The following is a 19,863-nucleotide window of genomic DNA, read 5'->3' on the forward strand; positions in this document are numbered from 1 at the left end:
CGCGCTGCCCGCCGCCCTCGCGGCCCCGGCCGCCCGCGCCCAGGGCGCGGCGCGCACCCTGGCCATCGGCGTGGTTTCGGACCCGGTGACGCTGGACCCCGCCTTCTCGGGCTCCTTCTTCGAGAATCAGGTGCTCTACAACCTGCACGAGACGCTGCTGGTGGCGGCGCCCGATGGCAGCATCACGCCCGGCCTCGCCCAGCACGAGCAGCGGGACCCGCTGACCCATGCCTTCACCCTGCGCGAGGGCCTCACCTTCCACGATGGCACCCCGCTCGACGCCGCTGCCGCCAAGGCCAATATCGACCGCTACCTCGACCCCGCCACCGGCTCGATCCGGCGCAGCGAGTTCGGCCCGGTGCGCGAGGTCGCCGTCACCGGGCCGCGGCAGTTCGAGATCCGGCTCTCGTCACCCTATGCGCCGTTGCCGCTGGTGCTGACCAACCGCGCCGGCATGATGGTCTCGCCCACGGCGGTGGCCGCGCTGGGCGCCGATTTCGCCGCCCGCGCCGTGGGCTGCGGCCCCTGGAAGCTGGCGAGCTGGACCAAGAATTCCGAGCTGGTGCTGGAGAAGTTCGCCGGCTACTGGCGCGGCCAGGAGCATGGCTTCGACCGCCTGCTCTACCGCCCGCTGCCGGACGAGACGGTGCGCCTGGCCAACCTGCGCAGCAACACGCTGCAGCTGATCGACAGCGTGCCGCCGCAGGCGGTGACGGCGCTGGGGCGCGAGACGGCGCTGCGCGTCTCGCAGACGCCGAGCCTCGGCTTCAACGCCTTCGCCTTCAACTGCACCCGCGCGCCCTTCAACGACGCGCGCCTGCGCCGGGCCTTCACCGCCGCGGTCGACCTGGAGGTGATCCAGCGCGTCGTCTACTTCAACACGGGCCGGCCCGCGGCCGGGCCGCTCTCGCCGGCTGTATCCTGGGCCTATGACGAGGCCCTGCCGCTGCGCGGCGGCAAGCCGGAGGAGGCGAAGGCTCTGCTGCGGCAGGCGGGCGCCGCCGAGCCGGTGCCGGTCACCATCACCGTCACCAACTCGCCGGCGATGCTGCGCATCGCGCAGATCCTGCAGGCCCAGGCGGGTGCGGCCGGCTTCAAGGTGGAGGTGCGGCAGATCGACCCGACCAGTCTGATCACCGTGCTGCGCCAGCGCGACTTCGACCTGTGCATGGCCCCCTGGTCCGGCCGCTACGACCCGGACGGCAACATGTTCAACTACTTCACCCAGGATGGCCCGAACAACTTCGCCGGCTATGCCAGCGAGCCGGTGACGGCGCTGCTGCGGCAGGCCCGCTCGGTCTCGGGGCAGGCGGAGCGCGCGGCGCTCTACCGGCAGGCGCAGCGCCTGCTGGCCGAGGATGCACCGATGCTGTTCCTGCACTTCGATGCCATCCTGCAGGCCGCCAGCGCGCGGCTGCGCTGGACGCAGTATCCGGACGCCGTGTTCCGCCTCTACGACGCCCGTCTCGGCTGAGGCGCCCGGCACCGCGCCCGCCCCCGTGAGGGGCCGGGCGCGGTGCCGGCCATGATGGCGCTGATCCCTGCCTCGCGGACACCACGGCGGCGCAGCAGCGGAAACGCCTTCTTGTCGATCTGTGGGCTTGAATCGGCGAGGCCTGCTTCGATGCCCTCCTCGCCGTCATCCATGGCGTAGTGGGGCAGGGGAAGGCAGCGTGGAACCAGCCACTGCCGGGCCTGCATGAAAACCTCACGGAAAACCACAAGGAAACCGTGATGCTCAGGGCATGATCGCGGAGGCCCCGGCCACAGCGATCTCCTCCTCGCCCATGCCGCGCCGGCAATGGGATAAGGCAATACATTGCCCTGCCGCCAGCCCCGCCTCCCGCAGCAGGTAATGGCGTAACGCACAGAAGGCGCTGAACTCGGCCCCGCACCAGGCAAAGATCTCACGCCTCTCGGCGGGGAGCGTCAGCCGCCGTGCCGCCTCCACCAGCAGGGGCGTACTGCCCGGGGCAGCAGCGCCGCGATGCAGCCAATGCAGTTCCACGCCGTGCGGGCGGGCGATCTCCTGCTCCTCCTCCGGCCCGGCGATTTCAGCCAGCGCCACGCCGCGCGCCGTAGGCGGCAGCCCTTCCAGGATGCGGGCCATGCCAGGCAGCCCTGTCTCATCGCCTGCCAGAAAGGACCAGCCGGCCGGGCGCGGGCCATGCGCCGCCGGGCCGAGCAGCCCGACCCTGTCCCCCGGCTCCGCCTGCAAGGCCCAGCCTATCCCTGGCCCGACCCCGGCATGGCGGACGAAGTCGATCCCGACCAGGCCCGCCATCGCGTCGATACGGCGGAGGGTGTAGATGCGCGAGGCCAGCCGACCCGCCGCCGGCCACAGGATGCGCCCGTTGTCGCCGAGCCGTGGCCATTCAGGGGCGGTGTTCTCCTTGGCCTGGAAGAGCAGCCGGACATGCAACTGGTCCGGCGCGTCAGAGCGCGCGAGGTCGTGGCCGGCGAAGGTGATGCGGCGTACCCTCGGCGTCACGTCGCGCACCTGCCGGACGGTGAGGACGCGCAGGTCCGGTGGCAGCACCGCCCCGGCGCTGTCGCCGCTCCAGTCGATCACCAGCGCCTCGTCCCGCGCGACGAATTCGATCAGGCTGGTCAGATCGTGCTTGAGCCGGTTGAAGGCAGGGCCGGTCGGCGCCTCGACGGTGATGTCGAGCCGCCCCGCCTCCGGCACCAGATGGCCGTGGCCGCCAAAGGGCGAGATGACGGCGTAACCGCCGGGCAGGGGCTGCAGCGTGAGGTGATGCGCCGCCAGCGAGGTCACGATGCGCTCCAGGTAATCGGCGATCCGGGGGAAGGGGATGCTGGTCCGGGCGTGGAAGCGGGGCATGGGTGTCTTTGCGGTCAGGGGGCAGGACAGGCTCGCCCAGAGCGGGCCGGGCAGGGGCCGCGCCAGGAAGCGGGTGTTGAGGAGGCCGAGCGTCTCGCCGGGGTCGCGGTCATGGAAAAGGGCCGGGTGCGGCCACCGCGCCGCAGCCTCGATGAACAGCAGGTTGAGCGGGCGGATGGAGACGATCCCGCTCCAGATGCCATGGACGCGGCCATCCCGGATGGCCGGGCAGCAGGGGGCAGGCCTGGCCGGACGGCCAGGCGGCGCAGCCCCGCGCGCGCCGCCTGCGGGTCCAGCCCCGGGCCGATGGCCGGGCGCAGGCCGGGGGGCATAGGCGCCGCCGGTGGCGATATAGGCCTCCGGTGCCTCGGCGATCAGCTGTTCGGGCGATAGCTTGGCGAACCAGCGCTCCCCCGCCGCCGCGGGCACCCGCCCGCCGGCCGCTCAGCAGCACTCATCATAGGTCGATTGCACTTCGAGATAGGTCGGGCAGGGCGCCACAGACGCCAGCCGTGCCGAAACCGTGCCGAGGCGCTGGCGCACGAACGCCGTGAAGGCTTCGGCCTCGGCCTCGCGGCCCAGCAGCGTGCCCCACAGGGTCATCAGCCGGACCAGGCTGCCTGCCGGATCCTCGGCGGCACCCGTGGCATCGGGCCGGTTGGCATCGGCGCTGCTGAAGACGGCCGGGATGCCGGCCGCGGCCAATTGGCGCAGCAGCAGGCTGCCGCCCAGATCCGGTTCGGCCTGGGCGGTCGCCACCACAAGGTCTGGCGCCAGGGCGAGGATCGCTTCCAGGGAGCGGGACTCTGGCGCCACGCCGCCGACCACGGGGATCGGCCCGCCGCCGGGGGGGGGCGTATCGTAGGTGCGGCGGAGCAGGTCGCTGTCGAGCAACTCTGCCCCCGCCCAGCCGGCGACGAGGCTGGCCGAGTTCGGATGCAGCAGCGCCATGCTCACGATATCCCGCGCATCGAGCAGGAGGATCCGCTGCGGCCGGCGTGGGAGCACCACGCCACGGCCGAGCATGTCGGTGACGCGAAGCCCACCCGGCGGCGCGGCGGCAGCGAGGAACGGTACGGCGAGCAGGGCCGCCAGGCGCTCCTCGAGTTCCGGCGCACCTACAACTCGACCTGGCTCATTGAGCGGCTCGGGTTCAGGCCACCGGGCGCCGTCCGTCAGGATCAGCTTTCACCCGCGGCGCTCGCCGCTTAGGCTTCACCCAGGTGTCTCAACAACCGAGCGCGGTACACGAGCCTAGCGACGGTTCATCCCCGCGCCTGCGGGGAACACCCGCACGACGCCCGGCAACTGCTGGTCGGGCACGGTTCATCCCCGCGCCTGCGGGGAACACATGTTCGGCCAGCCCTCTCGCACCCCGTTCGACGGTTCATCCCCGCGCCTGCGGGGAACACAGCCGGTCATCCCAGCCCGGCCAGGCATCGGCCGGTTCATCCCCGCGCCTGCGGGGAACACTAGATCGCCGCGGCGCTGCAAGACTTCGGCCACGGTTCATCCCCGCGCCTGCGGGGAACACCTCCAGGATCACGCGCCGCTTGCGCTCGGTATCGGTTCATCCCCGCGCCTGCGGGGAACACGTCTGCGCGATCCCCTCGGCCGACGACATGTGCGGTTCATCCCCGCGCCTGCGGGGAACACTTACGGGCCATCAGGTGGATCAGCTCGACCGTCGGTTCATCCCCGCGCCTGCGGGGAACACGGGAGGCCAGGGGCTCGGAGAATCCTGGAAAGCGGTTCATCCCCGCGCCTGCGGGGAACACAGCGCGGCGACCTGGATGATGGGGAGCTTCGCCGGTTCATCCCCGCGCCTGCGGGGAACACGCTGTCGCTAACCACTATAAGGTGCCGGTAGACGGTTCATCCCCGCGCCTGCGGGGAACACTAGATAGCGGATATCAAGCGAAGCTGGATGCGCGGTTCATCCCCGCGCCTGCGGGGAACACACACCAACCTCCTGCAAGGCACGGATGAATGGCGGTTCATCCCCGCGCCTGCGGGGAACACTTGGTTGTCCTCGACAATGAGCCCCTGTGCCGCGGTTCATCCCCGCGCCTGCGGGGAACACGGTCCGCACATTCGACGCGACGGACAGGCCGCCGGTTCATCCCCGCGCCTGCGGGGAACACCATAAGCCGAAGAGGCTGGCCCGCCTCGGGTCCGGTTCATCCCCGCGCCTGCGGGGAACACATGGGCAAGCGCCGGCATCCGATGCTGCTGAACGGTTCATCCCCGCGCCTGCGGGGAACACGCTCAGCGTGTGGCCGGGTTCACTGATCCGTTCGGTTCATCCCCGCGCCTGCGGGGAACACAGGTGACGCCAGTTGTAGCGGTCGAAGGCGACCGGTTCATCCCCGCGCCTGCGGGGAACACTGGGGCTGCACCTTCAGGGAGAAGAACTTCCCCTGGTTCATCCCCGCGCCTGCGGGGAACACTCAATCCGGCCGCGGCTTTTGCCCTTCGACAGCGGTTCATCCCCGCGCCTGCGGGGAACACAGCTCATGGTTGGCGCGCGCCAAGTCCTCCACCGGTTCATCCCCGCGCCTGCGGGGAACACTCGGCTGAGGGCAGCAGAAATGACGGTGACGACGGTTCATCCCCGCGCCTGCGGGGAACACGCGCGCAGGGCAGCGACCCCGGCGAGCGTGGTCGGTTCATCCCCGCGCCTGCGGGGAACACGATAGGTTGAGCAGGCAGATGGTCGCCTCTGCCGGTTCATCCCCGCGCCTGCGGGGAACACCACGCGTTCGCGTCGAACAGTTCCCCGAACACCGGTTCATCCCCGCGCCTGCGGGGAACACCGCGAAAGCATAGATCAAGCGACGGAGCCACACGGTTCATCCCCGCGCCTGCGGGGAACACCAACGGGATCGAGGTGGACGAACGCGGGCGGGCGGTTCATCCCCGCGCCTGCGGGGAACACGATAGGTTGAGCAGGCAGATGGTCGCCTCGGCCGGTTCATCCCCGCGCCTGCGGGGAACACCGCAAATCCCTGGCCGAACTCCGCGAACCGCTCGGTTCATCCCCGCGCCTGCGGGGAACACGCGTGGTGAGGGGAGCGATGGCGCCCTCCCCGCGGTTCATCCCCGCGCCTGCGGGGAACACAACATATAGGCCACTCACTCTGCAAGGCGGGGCGGTTCATCCCCGCGCCTGCGGGGAACACGCTTTTATCGTTCTAAAACAATCGATTGTGTGCGGTTCATCCCCGCGCCTGCGGGGAACACTGCGCTCGGTATGCCTGGAACGCAAGCAACACCGGTTCATCCCCGCGCCTGCGGGGAACACAGCCACGGCGCTCCACGGCAAAGACGCCAAAGCGGTTCATCCCCGCGCCTGCGGGGAACACAAGCTCCAGGGCGGCGGCGTCCAGTTCGAATACGGTTCATCCCCGCGCCTGCGGGGAACACGCGCTGCCTCCAGTCCCCTGCGTCAACACCTGCGGTTCATCCCCGCGCCTGCGGGGAACACATCTCGTAGGCGGCGGTCAGGAAAGGTTCTTCCGGTTCATCCCCGCGCCTGCGGGGAACACCTGAGCGATTTCTTTCCTTTCGCCGCCGATCGCGGTTCATCCCCGCGCCTGCGGGGAACACGGGGCTTCACGCTGGGCTATTCACCGGATGGTCGGTTCATCCCCGCGCCTGCGGGGAACACTCTTCCTGGAGACTCTTGTAATTCATTCTGTTTTCGGCTGTCAAAGAGCGCACCGTTGCAGAGCCGCTGTTTAGCGGCCTCGTCTGCGAGAGGTAAGGCTCGCCGGGCCGGGCTCTGCTGGCAAGGCGGCTTCTGGGGCAAAACTTACCAGGCGGAAGCCATCAAAATCGATCGGGATGCGGCGATTTTTACCGCTTGTATCAAATTCAAAGCCAGCATCGTTGGGGGCGTCCCAGGCGATCACGGCGTTTCCGTCATCGATATAGGCGCAGACCTGCTCCCAGATCATTTCGCGCACCCGGCGGCCGTGGCTGCCGATATAGACACCCGCGCGGACCTCCAGCAGCCAGACAGCCAAGCGCCCCCGCAAGCGCGGCGGGGCATTCTCAACCACGATGACCAGCATCACTCAGGCCTTCTGGATTGGCGATTGCGATAGGCATCGCCTCTGGGGGTGCCTCGGGCATAGGGAGGCCTCCTGCGGCGAGCACCTGCTCCACCAAAGGGATTAATCGCGACAGGAGGTTGCTGCGCCGAAAGGCATCGCGGCAGGCATGGCGGACAGCAGCGACAGGATTGGTGACGCGTTGCCCATCCAGTGGTCGGCTGTGCTCCACGGCGGAGACCACCCGGAACGCTTCCGGCACCACGGTCTCGAATTTCACAATGTCCGCGATGTCATAGACGAAGCTCTGTGGCTTGCCAGTATGAAGAAAGCCAATGGCAGGCGCATAGCCAGCCGCCAGGATGGCCGCCTCGGTAATGCCGTACAGCGCCGCCGTTGCCGCTGACAGGCAGCGGTTGACCAGATCCGCCCCCGACCAATCCTGCGGATCATAGCGCCGCCCATCCCAGCGGATGTCGTGGCGTTGCGCCAGCAGGCGATACATCTCGCGCACCCGTACCCCTTCAATGCCCCGCAACTGGTCGATGGAGCGCCGGGAGGGCGCCTCCTCGCCGAAGCGCAGCGCATACATCTTGCGCACGACGCGCAGCCTGCTGTCCTCCTCGAGGGCCAGGCGGGCCTGGAGCAGAAGCCGGTCGGCCCGCGCGCCGCCGGGCTGGCCCGCGGCATAAAGCCGCACCCCGGCCTCCCCCACCCAGACGAGCAAAGTGCCCGCTCGGGCAGCCAGCACGACGGCGGCATGGCTGACGCGGGTGCCCGGCTCCAGCATCAGGCACACCAGGCCGCCCACGGGGATATGGGTGCGGATGCCGCCCTCATCGACCAGGACGAAGGCGCCATCCAGCACATCGAGCCTGCCCTTCTCGACAAAGAGAATCGAGGCGCGCTCGCGGATTGGCAAAGGGCGCGGTGGCGGCAAGCCTGGGATTGGCCGGTCGCTCATGCGCGCGCCCTTACACCGCCCGGCGAATCAGCATGAGGCCAAAGCCGAAGCCCCGCGCGCGCCCGAAGCCTTTCGCCTGCGCAGCCAGGAAGCAGGCCGGATCCGTCACGCGCAGCGTGCCCGCGAAATCCATCACCCCAAAAATCGCCGGGGGTGGGGGTGGCTTATCCTTGCCCGGCTCTGGGTTCGGACGTGGCAGACGCAGCCGCTCATAGCCATCCACCACCGGCTCTGCGGCAAGTTCGAAGCCATGCGCCTGGCCCTGCTTGATGAGCCAGGCGCTACCAGCCTGTTGCAGGGCCGCGAAGCGAGCCTCGGCCCGTGCACCGCGTGGTGTGGCGTAGAGCGCGTCCATCACCACGTCATGCCGCTTGCCGCGCTGCCCTGGTGCCTCGCTGCGGGAAATCACCGGGTTGGCGCGCAGCACGAAGTGGAGGCGGTCGCCGGCGGCGAGGTTCGGCGTATAGGGCTGGCTTTCCACCTCCATCAGCGGATGGGGATCCAAGGGCCGGCTGGGCGAGAGCAGCATGAAGCGGCCGTCTCCCTCCTCCCGCCACAGGAAATCGCGCTTCTGCGCAGGATCGCCGGCAAAGAGCGACCAGACGAGGCGATGCCCGGCCGCGACCCGTTCGCCTTTTGCCTCGGGCAGCAGCAGGCGTGCCAGGGCCGCCACGGAGGCATCCTGCCGGAGCCGGGCGCGCGAGAGGAACAGCGTGGTCATGCGCCCTCCTCCAGCCGCAGGACGACCTCGCGCCGCAGGTCGAATTGCCAGGCACTGCGCCGGCGCGGCTGGTCGCGCCGCGTCTCGCTCCGGTCCGGCCGCAACGTGGTGCCCATCGCCGCCCTATCCTCATCCATGGCCACCAGCAGGGGGCGATCCTGCATCCGTGCCAGCGATGCGGCGAAAGCGGCCTCAGGCCCCCCGGTGTGGCGGGCCTGCAAGGCCGCGGGCGCATCGGCCGAGTGCATGTCGAGGTGAGGGGCCAGTGGCAAGCCCAGGGGACAGGACTTACGGCCCAGATAGGTCGTGAAGGCCGGACTCTGCATGGCCGCTGCGATCTCGGCCAGGGGCCAGCGGGGCGCCGGGCCACGCGCCCAGAGCGCGGCCAGGTGCCAGGTTCCTGTCCGGTAGTCCCGCCGGGAGAGGATGGTGTTCAGCTCGGGCGCGGCGAGTTCCGCCGCGCGCGTGGCATGGCGGATCTTGCGGCTGGAGGAGGGCACCTGAGCCGTGTGGTAATCGGCGAAAGGCGTGCCCGCCGAGACACAGAGCAGGGCCAGCCCGTACTCAGCGGCGAGCGTGGCCTGGGCGGCGTCATCCTCGCGCTCCAGGCCGAGACAGGCGCCGACCAGGCCGAGGATGGCCGAGCGGCCGGGCCGGCTCCAGCTCTCCCGCCGCTCGCCCACCGCTGGCGCCCCGAAGGACGCCATGGGCGCGACAAGCGCGAAGGTCAGGAAGGGAGGGGACATGCTCAGTCGCCCACGAAGTCCAGGATGGCGGGCAGGTCGCCCTTGACGCCGACATGGAGGACTTCCGAAGGCTCGGCGCTGCCGCCGTGATAGGCCTTGTCGATCGCCGTGCGGAATTCCTCCAGCTTCGTGACCGAGGCGCCCAGCAGATCCTCATCCTTCACCGGGCGGGCGAAGGCGCCGGCCAGGGTGCGCGGCTGGCGGTCACCCTTCTCGGCCAGGACATAGCCGGCGCGGCCATGGGCGGCGAAGCTGTTCTGCTTGCCGCGCGGCGCCGTGGTGGCCGCGGCCTCGACCAGGGCGCGGATCGCCGTCTTGGCCAAAGCGCTGTCGCCACCAAGATTTTTGACCAGAAGGGTGCGGTCGATGCAGAGATAAAGGTAGAATACGCCCGAGCCGAAGGCCGCCTCGCCAAGGAATCCGGCGCCGGCATCATCGGCGCTCGTCTTCAGGTCATCGACGGCGGTGTAGTAGTCATCCTCCACCACGACCTTGTGGGTGGTGATGGCATGCGCGACCTGGACGGCCGCCTCACGATTATAATCGGGGTCGTCCGCCAGCATGCGGCCGAACATGGCGATATCGGCGGCCGTATCGACACGCCGCAGAAGGTCGGCCTTCTTGGCATCGATTTTCTCGCCGGCCAGCACCTTGTCGGCCAGCGCCAGGGCGGCGGCCTTTTCTTCCGGTGCGATGAAGGCGAGCTGCTCGATCTGGGCGCCTTCTGGCTTGATCTTGCCGAAGACGCCGGCGATCTCGCGCGCCGCCGCCAGCGCCTTGTCCTCGGCCATGCCCTTGGCGAGAAGGTGGTGCAGGATCTCCTCGCCGAAGCGTTGGGTGCGCTGGCCCATATGGCCGGCCAGGGCCGCCGCGAAGACCGGCGAGGTGCGCCAGGCGCGCTTCAGCGCCTGGGAGGAGAGGCGCAGCCGCGTCACGCCGCCCACCACCGCCGTCTTGGGGCGGCCGGTGTCGTCGCGGTTCAGGTTGGCGGGCGGAAAGAAGGTCAGCAGGTGAAGCTGGATGAAGCGGCTCATGCGGCGGTTTCCTTGGCCGTGGCGTGCGGCGCCTCGGCGTCCCAATAGCGGTAGGTCCAGGTGATGCGGGTCTTCTCGGACCAGAAGAACAGGGCCCAGGCGAGGTCGCGGATGTTGGCTTTTCCCCCGGTCAGGGCGAGCAGCCGGCGGAAGCCCGTCAGCAATTCATCCGGTGTTTCGGCTTCCATCAGGCGGCGGAAGCGCAGCGGCTTCATCCGGGCGCTCTCGGGTTTGTCCGGGCTCTCGGGGCCGATGGCGCGGGCCACCCATTGCGGCGCGCTGTTCTCCCGCGCATGGCTGAGCACGGCGGCGACGAGCGCGACTTTTGGCAGATCCTCCTCCGACCGCCCGCCGCAGCGATGGAAGAGATCGAAGGCCGCCGGTTCCTGCATGGCCTCCGCCACGCGGGCGCAGCGGCGCAGCCGGGCCAGGGCGGCGCGGTCCTTCCCGCGCCGGCCGCCCTCGCCGCCCTGGAGGTCATGCCACCATGCGGCGGCGGCATCGGGTGAGAGGCTCATGCGGCTTTCCCTCGTTTGCCTTTGGCTTTGCCAGCGCCTTCCGGCAGTGGCAGATCGAGACGACCGAACAATTCCCCTCCAGCCTTGCCATAGCCGCGCAGGGTGAAGGCGAGGATGCGCTGCGCCTGGGTGATCCGCTGGGCCTGGGTCGCGCCGCTCAGGGGGTCGAGCGGCGCGGCCTCCTGGAACAGGCGGATGGCCGTGTCGCGCAGCAGGGCCAGCCAGACTGGCAGAGCCACCGCCTGACCGGCCGCCTGATCGCCGAGCAGACGGTAGAAACCCGGCTCTGTCGCCGCCCAGAAGCGTTCCCGCAGGGTGGTGAAGAGTTCGGCATCAAGCTTCACCGTGGCACCCTGGCTGAACAGCGCGCCCCGCACCGCCTGGCGCAGCGCCTGGGCCACCGTGTCGGCGCTGTCGATCAGCCGATAGGCCAGATCTTCCTGCGCGTTACGGTCCGGCGCGTGGGGTAGCGGCATCTCGGCCTCGACGAAGCCGCGCGCCTTCATATTGTCCATGTCGTAGCCGGCGACGAGCAGGCGCGTATGAGGTGCCCACATGGCGCTGCCCTCGGCGCGGTCCCGTCGCCAGGTGGCGACCGTGGGCGCCGGATAGCGCAGATCATCCCGTGTATTCGCCACCAGCCCGAGCCAGTGCCGGTAGCCGATCCCCCCCGGCTGCGGATGCACCGGCAGGATCTCACTGCCGGGCTTGACGCGGTATTGCGGCGTCAGGGGATGTTCCTTGCCCCAGAAGGCATAATTCGCGCCGCGCGGGCGCTGCCGCCAGCCCGGCACGGTGATGTCGTCCGGCTGGCCGGTCAGGTCGCAGGTGCCGGGGCTGGCCTCGAAATCAAGGCGGATGCGGCGTGGCATGCCCCACCAGCATTGCAGCGGATGCGCCTCCGCGCCGGGGGTGACGGTGCGGTTGCCCTCGGAGGTGAGGGTGGGCGCCAGCCAGGGGAAGATCCGCGGCAGGTCGGCCGCCGCAGGCTTCTCACCGCAAGGGGTATTGGCCCAGAGCACTTGCCAAAGGGTGGGCGCGTCATGCGGCAGGACGAGCGTGACCATGGGTCCACCGCCCCGCAGGCCGGTGCGGTTGCCCGCACCGCCCGCCGGCGCCCAGTTCTGGAAGGTGTAGAGCGTGATAGCCGCCGTGGCCCGTGACAGGCGCGCGGCCAAACCACGGTGAACCAGCAGATCGGTGTTCTTTTTTACCGTGCTGTCGCCGGGCGCCTCGATCAGCAGACGTTCGATCGGTTCATGATCCGCGGCGAGATCCTCCAGATCCTGGAGAAACCGCGGGCCGGGGCCATCCAGATCGAAGGCATGGGCGAGCGGCGCGAAGGCCGCATCGAGTTCCTCCGGGGTTGGCGGCGTCTCCATCGCATCGGCCCAGGCTTCTTCTGAAGCCGGCGGGCAGGCCACGGCCAGCAGGCCGATCAGCATTTCATGCGAGGCGATGCGGAAATCGGCACGGGGCCAGTCAAAGGCGAGGATGGGGTCTGTCGCGTGGTGTTCCGTGATTTGCGCGGGGCGTATCAGTTTTAAACCGGAACGATAGCGCGCGGGGATCCACGGGTCGCGCACAAGATTGAGCGACATGGGAGGCTCCTAAGCATGTGGACATGCGTGTGGAGAGAAGAGTGAATCTCGCTCTGACTGATCAGGGTCGAGGCGGATTTTTTCTTCTTGCTACAGGGCTATGCGGGGAATCCTATAGGGTTCATCGGTGCAGAGGCTGGCTCTTTTTTCTATCGCTTGCCGCAGAGAGTGCCGCCCGTATCTTGGCGGATGGGGCAGAACTCACACCATCATCCATTCCGGATGCGTGTCAAGTGTGCGATTGGGTTTTGCAATGATTTTTCAATCTATCGAAAAAACGATATAGAATTGACGCTCCCATGCATCGCGAAGAAGAAGCGGGCCCTGCAAATCGCTTGCCGCCTGGATCCCCGCTCGCGCAGGAAAAACCTAGCCACCCGATAGAACGATATGGCCGGTTCATCCCGCCGAAGCGGGCCGGTGCAGGATTAGCCCCTGGCGGGCATCATAGCGCAGCACCGCTGCGTCGCCACTCCGTGATTCCACGGCCAGCCGGTATCCCGTCCCCTTAGGCTCCGGCTCCAGAATGGCCAGCAGCACATCTGGCGCCTCGCTCAGCCACTGGCCCCAAGCCGCCCGCACGGCCCGGGCCTCCGCCTCCAATCCTGCCGGAACAGGGCAGGCCACGACCCTGCGGCGCGAGACACTGATCTCTGACAGGGACCAGGCCTGGCGTATCTCCTCCGCTTCCGCATAAGGGGTGAGGCTGCCCTGGCGAAGCACCGCCAGCCGCAGGGTTACGCGTGGATCATCCTGCTTGCGGGTTGGGGTGACGGTATCCGGCCGCCAGTCCCCGGAGGTCGTGGTATAGCCCTCCGCCCAGCGCAGCACTTGCTGCCGGGCTTGGCCGCCTGCGGCGCGATCCTCTCCGAAGGCCTTGTCGGCAGCAGCCGCCAGATGTGGTGGTGTTTCGCCTTCGGCCGCCGCCTCGATGAGGGATCGCAATTCGCCCGGCGCGCAGATTTGGCCCCGCTGGAACAAGGCCCGCGCGCCCCGCCACAGCAAGGCCGGGTCATGATACACCGCGGCTGTTCCCGGCAGGGCAGCACGCAGCCAGTCGGCCGCCGGTGCCTCGACCGGATCCGGCGAGACAACCAGCAATTCCGGCGAGGGCACGGGGCGCCCGTTGCGGTCCCGGTGCCGCCATAGCCGCCCCGCGCGCTGGATCAGCAGATCCATCGGCGCGAGATCGGAGACCAGTACATCGAAATCGAGATCCAGGCTTTGTTCCACCACCTGGGTTGCCAGCAGGATTCCCTGGCGGGCCTTGCCAGAACTGGATTTGCCGAAGCGGCGCAACACCTCCGCCTCGATCAGCAGCCGGTCCTGCATGGCGAAGCGGGCATGGAAGACCAGAGGTTCAATGCCTTGCCCGCGCAGTGCTTCGGCGGCCGCAAGCACGTCATCGACAGTGTTGCGGATCCAGACGGCCGCTGCCCCGGCTGAATGCGCCTGCCGCAGCGCGGCCAGCGCCGCGCCGGCATCCGGCAGGCGGCGCACCGGCAGGTCGCGCGCCAGACCGGGCCGGGCGGCACAGGGTTCTTCCACCAGGCTGGCCGCGCCGGCGAGCGTGGCCAGGGGATAGGAGGACGCGGTCAGTTCCGGCGGCTGCGTGACCCCAAGTCCTTCCCGGAAGGCGCCAATGAGGGCCGCACGCTTCTTCTGCGGCAGGGTGGCAGAGAGGATGATGGCGGAGCCGCCCAGCGCCGCGTGGAAGCGCAGCAGGGTCAGGACTTCTTCGTCCATGTACGGATCAAAGGCGTGGGCTTCGTCGATGACAAGGACCTTGCTGGCCAGCCCCCGCAGGCGCAGCGCCGCATGACGCACCGGCAGCACGCCGAGCAGCGCCTGATCGATCGTGCCGACGCCGATCTGGGCCAGCAAGGCCCGGCGACGATCCTCCGCCAGCCAGGCGCTGCACTGCACCTCTGCTGTTTCTTCTCCAGGTTCCAGCGCGGTAGCCGGGGTCGAGAAGGCAGGATCGGGCAGGATGGTCTCCCGGAAAGCGTGTTGGAGATCTGCCCTGCCATGGGCCAGCGCCAGCGACGGTACCGCACCTGCCTGGAAGAAACGCGGCGCCGAATCCTGCAAGCGGCCATACATGGCATTGGCGGTTGCCATGGTGGGGAGGGCCACAAACAGGCCTTCCGCGCCCCCCGCCGCCATCAGCCGATGGGCCAGAAGCAGCGCGGCCTCGGTCTTGCCGCTGCCTGTGAGATCTTCGATCACGGCGAGGCAAGGCCCTTCGGGCAGATCCACGGCTTCGGCCCAGGCTTGCACAGGGGAAGGCTGCTGAATGTCTGGGAACAGCCGCGTCCATCCGCCAGAGGGCGCAATGGTAACAGGAAGGACGCCTGCGGCCGCCAACGCCTTGTCAGCCTGCGCGCGGGCGCGCTGCCAATAGGTCTGCACGTCCGCGACATCATCCGGCGCGGTGTAAGGGAACCAGGCTTGGCGCGAACCGATCCAATCCGCATGGGTCACTAGGCCAGCGATGTGCCAACTGATGGCTTTCAGGTCGCTGCCGAGAGGCAGGATCCAGGGCTCAGGCTGAAACAGCTCTTTCAGCCCAAGCACGAGATCGCGCCCGGCCAGCCGGCAGTCTTCGCAGAGAATGGCTGGGCCTGGCGCCGTGGAAAGGGGCTCAACCGGCCGCCCATGATGGCCAGCCAGAGCCCTCCACAATTGGCGTCGTGCGGCACGGCTGCGCCACCCGCCGCTTCTGGGCAAAAGGTCTTCCAGGAGATCAGTCAGTTCACACTCCAGCCAATACAATCCGAGCACATCATGGCGCGGCGGTGCAGCCACGCGGTGCTCTGGCAGGGAGCCGAGTAAGGCCGTGGGCCATGCGGCCGGCGCCAGCGCCTGAAAGCTGCGCGAGACCTTGCCGATATCATGGAGGGCCACGAAGAAGGCTAGAGTACTCCGTGGGATGCCGGTCAAAGCCAAATGTGGCAGGCCCCAGGCCACAGCCGCGACATCCAGCATGTGCGCCAGCAAGGGATGGAAGAGGATATCTGTCTTGGACCCAGGAGTGGCTTTGCCCCATAAGGCAAGGATTTTTTCGTTGAACATTATCAATCCCTTGCTTTTATTTTGAGGCAATAAAATTTTGCTCTTATTGAATTAGGCTCAGGACTCATTGATCCAGAAGAGGGTGGTGGCTGCAAGGCAGATGGCGGACATGAAGGTGTGGGCGCGGCGGTCATGGCGCATGGCGATGCGGCGCCAGTCCTTGAGCCTGCCGAACATGTTCTCGATGTGGTGCCGCTGGCGGTAGAGCTTTCTGTCATGCGTGATGCGCTGCTTGCGACCGCGACGTGAGGGAATGCAGGGCTCGATGCCCCGCGCGGTCAGGGCCTGACGGAAGCGGTTGCTGTCATAGCCTTTGCCACCGATCAGGACGCGGGCGGGTGGCAAGGCGCTGAGCATCAGCGCTGCGCCCTTGTGGTCGCTCATCTGGCCTTCGGAAAACAGCATGATCAATGGGCGGCCGTGCCCGTCCGAGACAACGTGCAACTTGGAATTCAGGCCGCCCATCGTACGTCCGATGCGTCGGGGAACAGCCCCTTTTTGAGCAGGCTGGCCGCCGTGCGGTGCGCCTTGAGGTGCGTGGCGTCGATCATCAGCCGGTCCGGCTGGCCCTTGCGCCCGGCCAAGCCTGCGAAGATGCGGTTGACGACCTCCATGCGGCTCCAGCGGACGAAGCGATTGTAGAGGGTCTTGTGCGAGCCGTACTCGGCAGGCGCATCGCGCCAGCGCAGACCGTTGCGGATGACGTGGATGATACCGCTGACGACCCGCTGGTCGTCGATCCGCGGCACTCCGTGTGAGAGCGCGAAGTGGGGCGTGATCTGCTCGATCTGTGCCTTTGTCAGCCAGAACAGGCCAGCCATGGCAGCACCTCTGGCCGCCATGGAATCACAGCAGGATCAAAGCGCAAGAGATCCTTTCATAGGTCCTGGGCCTAGGTCTATTGCTCGCTGAAGAAATCCTCGTCTAGCCGTTTGACCTCGATAACCCGGCTGACCCGCACCCCCACGGAATGCTCGACCATCGGCGCCGCCAGCTGCTGGCCGTCGATCAGGACGACGCGCTGCGGGATGCGCCCGGCATAGTCGGCCGCCTGGGCCGAGAAGCCCGACGTGGTGACGAAGACCCCCTTGGAGGCGCCCAGCCCCACCAGGCTGCCCGTGAAGGCCTGGACTTCGGGCCGGCCCACCGTGTTGCCCGGCGCATAGCGCTTGGCCTGGATGTAGACGCGGGCCCAGGCCCAGCAACGTCCTCGTTGATCACCTCGTCCACGCCGCCATCGCCCGACCGCCCGAGACGCTCGGCAGCGTTGTGGCGGGAGCCGCCATAGCCCATGGCCACCAGCAACTCGACGATCACCTGCTCGAAGAAGTCGGGCCCGTTCTGGAGGATGCGATCCAGAAGTTCCGCGCGCAGGGAGGCATGCAGGATGCGGCAGGCGCCATCGATGGCGTCTTCCGGCGTGGCCGCGGCCTCGGCCGGCGTCGCCGGGATGGAGGCCGTGGCGAGCGGGGAGGGGGCCTCGTCGGCCGCATCGTCACCGCGGTGAAAAAGCGCGGAACCCGGGATAGTTAGCAGGAAGGCGGGGTCCAGGGCGGCAGGCTGGCGCATCGGCGCGACGCCGCCATCGCAGCCAGGGACGCCGCTGCCGCGCAGGATCGCGGCACCGTGCTGGGCGCCTTCCGGAACGTGGCGGATGCCCTCCGCGCCATCGAGCTGGACGCCGAAGCCCTGCGGAGCCAGCGCGAGGCCGCGGACGTCGCGCGCCAGACCCTGGAGATCGTGCGGCGCCAGCAGCCGCTGGGCGCCGTGGCGACACTTGAGGTGCTGGCTGCGCAGCAGGCGGATGCCGCGGCGCGTACCGCCGCCATCCGCGCACAGGCCGCCCGCTTCACCGACACCGTGGCCCACCGCCCTCGGCGGCGCGGCAGGCCCGGAGTGATCGCGCCGCCCCTGTCCGGACCCACGGGGTTCGTTCCCGGGAACGGCCCGAGACGGCCCCGGCTTGAGCAGCGGGAGCCTCAGCTCAGCCGCGCCGCCTGAACCCGGCCAGCGTCGCTCCCAGCTCGTCGGCCGCCTGGCGCAGCGCCGGCAGCAGCCGGTGCACCACCGCCTCCCGGTCCGTCGTGCCGCGCAGATACATCAGGTTCAGCGCGGCGATGGCCACCGTCCCCTCCAGCACCGGCACGCCAATGGCGCTGGCCATGCCGCCATAGTCCCGCGTGGCATAGGCTTCGTCCATCTGGGCATAGCCTTGCGCGCGGATCTGGTCGAGGCGCCGGGCCAGGGCCTCGGGCTGCCGGGCCAGGTCGTTCCAGGGCTCCGGCTGGCGGGCGGCGCGTTCCATCGCCGCGTGCCGCTCCTCCTCGCGGCAATGCGCCAGATAGGCGAGGCCGAGCGAGGTGGCGAGGATCGGGGCGCGGAAGCCGGGGCGGCGCTCGAACAGGAAGCGCCCGCCCTCGCCACGGCTGGTGTGCAGCACCACCATCGCATCGCCATCGAACACGGCGATGTCCGAGGGCCAGCCGATGCCGCGCCGCAGCCGGCTCATCACCGGCGCGGCCGCGAGGCCCAGCTCGCGCGGCAGGTCGTGCCCGGCGCTCAGCTCCAGCGTGCGGCCGGTGGGCAGGTAGCGCGGCGGCTCCTCCTGCCGGGCGACAAAGCCGGCATGGATCAGCGTCTCCAGCATGCGGACGACGGTGGGCTGGTTGATCCCCGTCGCCGCATGGATCTCCCGCACCGTGGCGCCGCGCAGGCGGTTCACCGCGCGCAGCACCTCCAGGCCGCGCAGCAGCGCGGTGACGGGCTCATAGGAGGGCATGGCGGGTGTGTCTCCTCGCGAAAGGACGCGGCCGCGAATCGGTGCTTCACGCCGGGGACGCCGCGTGCCACCATAATCATGAAATTCAATTTCATTCGATGAAATAAAGGCGGCGACCCGATCAGCCGCCAGGGCAGGGGAGGAGAGGCCGCATGCCGTCATGGCGGACCGGAGCGCGCCGCGCATGAGCGCCGCGCCGGCGGAAGCCGCGCCGCAGGGTCCCCTGGCCGGGCTGCGCGTGCTCGACCTGTCCCGCGTGCTGGCCGCGCCCTGGGCCACGCAGATCCTGGGCGATCTGGGGGCCGAGGTGCTGAAGGTGGAGCAGCCCGGCAGCGGCGACGACACGCGCCGCTGGGGACCGCCCTTCCTGGACGACGGCTCGGAGCGGCCGGATGCCGCGTATTTCCTGTGCGCCAACCGCAACAAGCGCTCCATCGCCATCGACTTCGCCCGGCCCGAGGGGGCTGCGCTGGTGCGCCGCCTGGCGGCCGGGGCCGATATCCTGGTGGAGAATTTCCGCACCGGCGGCCTGGCCAAGTACGGGCTGGACGCCGCCACGCTCTGCGCCGCCCATCCGCGGCTGGTCTATTGCTCGATCACCGGCTTCGGCCAGACCGGCCCCTATGCGGCGCGCGGCGGCTACGACTTCCTGATCCAGGGGCTGAGCGGGCTGATGAGCGTCACCGGCCGCCCCGATGGCGCCGAGGGCGCCGGCCCGATGAAGGTCGGCCTGCCGGTGAGCGACCTCTTCACCGGCCTCTACGCCACCATCTCCATCCTGGCCGCGCTGCGCGAGCGGGAGCGCAGCGGCCTCGGCCAGCATCTCGACTGCGCGCTGCTCGACAGCCAGCTCGCCGTGCTGGTGAACCAGGGGATGAACTACCTGGTCGGCGGCACGGTGCCGGGCCGCCTCGGCAACGATCACCCGAATGTCGTGCCCTACCGCGACTTCGCCGCGGCGGATGACTACATCATCGTCGCCTGCGGCAATGACGCGCAATTCCGCGCCCTGTGCCGCCTGCTCGGCCTCGGCGCGATGGCGGAGGATCCGCGCTTCGCCACCAATGCCGGGCGGATGCGCGAGCGGCGCACGCTGGAACTGGCGCTGGCCCGTGCCATCGCCCCCTGGAAGGCGGCCGAATTGCTGGCGGCGATGGAGCGCGCCGGCGTGCCGGGCGGCCCGATCAACACCATCGACCAGGTGCTGGCCGACCCGCAGGTGGCGGCGCGCGGGCTGTTGCGCTCGCTGTGCCGCGCCGATGGCACGCCGCTCACGGTGATCGGCTATCCCGGCCAGTTCTCGCGCACGCCGCCGAGCTACCGGCACGCGCCGCCCTGGCTCGGCCAGGACACGGCGGAGATCCTCTCCGGGCTGCTCGGCCTGGATGCCGCGGAGATCGAGGCCCTGAAGCAGGCCGGCGTGGTGCAGGCCGCCACGCGCCAGGCGACGGAGCAACCGGCATGACCCATCCCCCCTTCCGCCGCCGCCCGCTGCTGGCCCTGGCGGCCGCCGCGCCGCTCGCCC

General features: G+C 69.1%; 16 protein-coding genes, 2 pseudogenes and 1 CRISPR repeat array. Of the genes and pseudogenes, 4 read left to right on the forward strand and 14 right to left on the reverse strand.

Annotation, left to right across the window (positions count from 1 at the left end):
* The coding region (locus tag HMPREF0731_RS00955) for an ABC transporter substrate-binding protein (protein WP_007002102.1) at positions 1–1,474 on the forward strand (1,474 nt) is incomplete at its 5' end.
* 264 nt (positions 1,475–1,738) lie between these two features.
* Here the strand turns inward: HMPREF0731_RS00955 and HMPREF0731_RS00960 are convergent.
* Positions 1,739–3,274 carry an SIP domain-containing protein gene (locus HMPREF0731_RS00960; protein ID WP_007002104.1) on the reverse strand — a complete coding sequence of 512 codons (1,536 nt, stop codon included), beginning with the start codon at positions 3,272–3,274 and terminating at the stop codon, positions 1,739–1,741.
* Between the two features lie 15 nt (positions 3,275–3,289).
* Complete coding sequence (locus HMPREF0731_RS25880) at positions 3,290–3,796, reverse strand: ABC transporter substrate-binding protein (RefSeq protein WP_007002105.1); 507 nt, start codon at positions 3,794–3,796, stop codon at positions 3,290–3,292.
* 129 nt (positions 3,797–3,925) lie between these two features.
* Between HMPREF0731_RS25880 and HMPREF0731_RS26435 the strand changes: the two are divergent.
* Positions 3,926–4,057 (forward strand): annotated as a pseudogene (locus HMPREF0731_RS26435) (IS3-like element ISMtsp5 family transposase); the annotation flags it as partial.
* Between the two features lie 49 nt (positions 4,058–4,106).
* A CRISPR array of direct repeats spans positions 4,107–6,515; the repeat unit is 29 nt; unit sequence CGGTTCATCCCCGCGCCTGCGGGGAACAC.
* A 70-nt stretch (positions 6,516–6,585) separates the two neighbouring features.
* Here the strand turns inward: HMPREF0731_RS26435 and cas2e are convergent.
* The 11 genes and pseudogenes from cas2e to HMPREF0731_RS26440 form a co-directional block, all read right to left on the reverse strand.
* Complete coding sequence (gene cas2e, locus HMPREF0731_RS23475) at positions 6,586–6,921, reverse strand: type I-E CRISPR-associated endoribonuclease Cas2e (RefSeq protein WP_083854404.1); 336 nt, start codon at positions 6,919–6,921, stop codon at positions 6,586–6,588.
* Positions 6,902–7,864: a type I-E CRISPR-associated endonuclease Cas1e gene (gene cas1e, locus HMPREF0731_RS00970; protein ID WP_007002112.1), complete on the reverse strand. Its 963-nt coding sequence runs from the start codon at positions 7,862–7,864 to the stop codon at positions 6,902–6,904. Before cas1e ends, cas2e begins: the two co-directional genes overlap by 20 nt.
* Positions 7,865–7,874: 10 nt before the next feature.
* Positions 7,875–8,585, reverse strand: coding sequence for a type I-E CRISPR-associated protein Cas6/Cse3/CasE (gene cas6e, locus HMPREF0731_RS00975; RefSeq protein ID WP_007002113.1), 711 nt, complete (start codon positions 8,583–8,585; stop codon positions 7,875–7,877).
* Positions 8,582–9,331, reverse strand: coding sequence for a type I-E CRISPR-associated protein Cas5/CasD (cas5e, locus tag HMPREF0731_RS00980; RefSeq protein ID WP_007002114.1), 750 nt, complete (start codon positions 9,329–9,331; stop codon positions 8,582–8,584). The genes cas6e and cas5e overlap by 4 nt, the downstream gene beginning before the upstream one ends.
* Positions 9,332–9,333: 2 nt before the next feature.
* Positions 9,334–10,365, reverse strand: a complete 1,032-nt coding sequence (cas7e, locus tag HMPREF0731_RS00985; RefSeq protein ID WP_007002115.1) for a type I-E CRISPR-associated protein Cas7/Cse4/CasC — start codon at positions 10,363–10,365, stop codon at positions 9,334–9,336.
* Positions 10,362–10,883: a type I-E CRISPR-associated protein Cse2/CasB gene (casB, locus tag HMPREF0731_RS00990; protein ID WP_007002116.1), complete on the reverse strand. Its 522-nt coding sequence runs from the start codon at positions 10,881–10,883 to the stop codon at positions 10,362–10,364. The genes cas7e and casB overlap by 4 nt, the downstream gene beginning before the upstream one ends.
* Positions 10,880–12,484: a type I-E CRISPR-associated protein Cse1/CasA gene (gene casA, locus HMPREF0731_RS00995; protein ID WP_007002117.1), complete on the reverse strand. Its 1,605-nt coding sequence runs from the start codon at positions 12,482–12,484 to the stop codon at positions 10,880–10,882. The genes casB and casA overlap by 4 nt, the downstream gene beginning before the upstream one ends.
* A gap of 399 nt (positions 12,485–12,883) precedes the next feature.
* Complete coding sequence (locus HMPREF0731_RS01000; RefSeq protein WP_007002118.1) at positions 12,884–15,559, reverse strand: CRISPR-associated helicase/endonuclease Cas3; 2,676 nt, start codon at positions 15,557–15,559, stop codon at positions 12,884–12,886.
* 57 nt (positions 15,560–15,616) lie between these two features.
* Positions 15,617–16,380, reverse strand: a protein-coding gene (locus HMPREF0731_RS23480) for an IS5 family transposase (protein ID WP_085980150.1) whose coding sequence is annotated in 2 segments (ribosomal slippage) — positions 15,617–16,047 and positions 16,047–16,380 — 765 coding nt in all. Because the reading frame shifts where the segments join, the coding sequence is not laid out codon by codon here.
* 77 nt (positions 16,381–16,457) lie between these two features.
* Entirely contained in the window at positions 16,458–16,739 is a 282-nt protein-coding gene (locus HMPREF0731_RS26310) for a restriction endonuclease (RefSeq protein WP_379541985.1), read from the reverse strand.
* Positions 16,740–16,774: 35 nt separating this feature from the next.
* Positions 16,775–17,128 (reverse strand): annotated as a pseudogene (locus HMPREF0731_RS26440) (restriction endonuclease); the annotation flags it as partial.
* On the opposite strand from HMPREF0731_RS26440, the gene HMPREF0731_RS01020 reads away from it, so the two are divergent.
* Positions 17,120–17,560, forward strand: a complete 441-nt coding sequence (locus HMPREF0731_RS01020; RefSeq protein WP_083854406.1) for a TolC family protein — start codon at positions 17,120–17,122, stop codon at positions 17,558–17,560. The pseudogene HMPREF0731_RS26440 and the gene HMPREF0731_RS01020 overlap by 9 nt on opposite strands.
* Here the strand turns inward: HMPREF0731_RS01020 and HMPREF0731_RS01025 are convergent.
* On the reverse strand, positions 17,544–18,338 hold the full coding sequence (locus HMPREF0731_RS01025) for an IclR family transcriptional regulator domain-containing protein (RefSeq protein ID WP_007002123.1): 795 nt from the start codon (positions 18,336–18,338) through the stop codon (positions 17,544–17,546). The two genes, HMPREF0731_RS01020 and HMPREF0731_RS01025, sit on opposite strands and share 17 nt — an antisense overlap.
* A gap of 160 nt (positions 18,339–18,498) precedes the next feature.
* Here HMPREF0731_RS01025 and HMPREF0731_RS01030 point away from each other — a divergent pair, with 160 nt between their 5' ends.
* Positions 18,499–19,803 (forward strand): CaiB/BaiF CoA transferase family protein, encoded by a 1,305-nt coding sequence (locus tag HMPREF0731_RS01030; RefSeq protein ID WP_007002124.1) that lies wholly within the window; start codon positions 18,499–18,501, stop codon positions 19,801–19,803.
* The last annotated feature ends 60 nt before the right edge of the window (positions 19,804–19,863 follow it).

Origin of the sequence: Pseudoroseomonas cervicalis ATCC 49957 (assembly GCF_000164635.1) — a bacterium.
Classification (GTDB): Bacteria; Pseudomonadota; Alphaproteobacteria; order Acetobacterales; family Acetobacteraceae; genus Pseudoroseomonas; species Pseudoroseomonas cervicalis.

Bases quoted from the DNA above. Each gene is read 5' to 3' on its own strand.
- HMPREF0731_RS25880 (WP_007002105.1), bottom strand. From the start codon at position 3,796: ATGGCGCTGCTGCATCCGAACTCGGCCAGCCTCGTCGCCGGCTGGGCG.
- cas2e (WP_083854404.1), bottom strand. From the start codon at position 6,921: ATGCTGGTCATCGTGGTTGAGAATGCCCCGCCGCGCTTGCGGGGGCGC.
- cas1e (WP_007002112.1), bottom strand. From the start codon at position 7,864: ATGAGCGACCGGCCAATCCCAGGCTTGCCGCCACCGCGCCCTTTGCCA.
- cas6e (WP_007002113.1), bottom strand. From the start codon at position 8,585: ATGACCACGCTGTTCCTCTCGCGCGCCCGGCTCCGGCAGGATGCCTCC.
- cas5e (WP_007002114.1), bottom strand. From the start codon at position 9,331: ATGTCCCCTCCCTTCCTGACCTTCGCGCTTGTCGCGCCCATGGCGTCC.
- cas7e (WP_007002115.1), bottom strand. From the start codon at position 10,365: ATGAGCCGCTTCATCCAGCTTCACCTGCTGACCTTCTTTCCGCCCGCC.
- casB (WP_007002116.1), bottom strand. From the start codon at position 10,883: ATGAGCCTCTCACCCGATGCCGCCGCCGCATGGTGGCATGACCTCCAG.
- casA (WP_007002117.1), bottom strand. From the start codon at position 12,484: ATGTCGCTCAATCTTGTGCGCGACCCGTGGATCCCCGCGCGCTATCGT.
- HMPREF0731_RS01000 (WP_007002118.1), bottom strand. From the start codon at position 15,559: ATGTTCAACGAAAAAATCCTTGCCTTATGGGGCAAAGCCACTCCTGGG.
- HMPREF0731_RS01025 (WP_007002123.1), bottom strand. From the start codon at position 18,338: ATGCCCTCCTATGAGCCCGTCACCGCGCTGCTGCGCGGCCTGGAGGTG.
- HMPREF0731_RS01030 (WP_007002124.1), top strand. From the start codon at position 18,499: ATGGCGGACCGGAGCGCGCCGCGCATGAGCGCCGCGCCGGCGGAAGCC.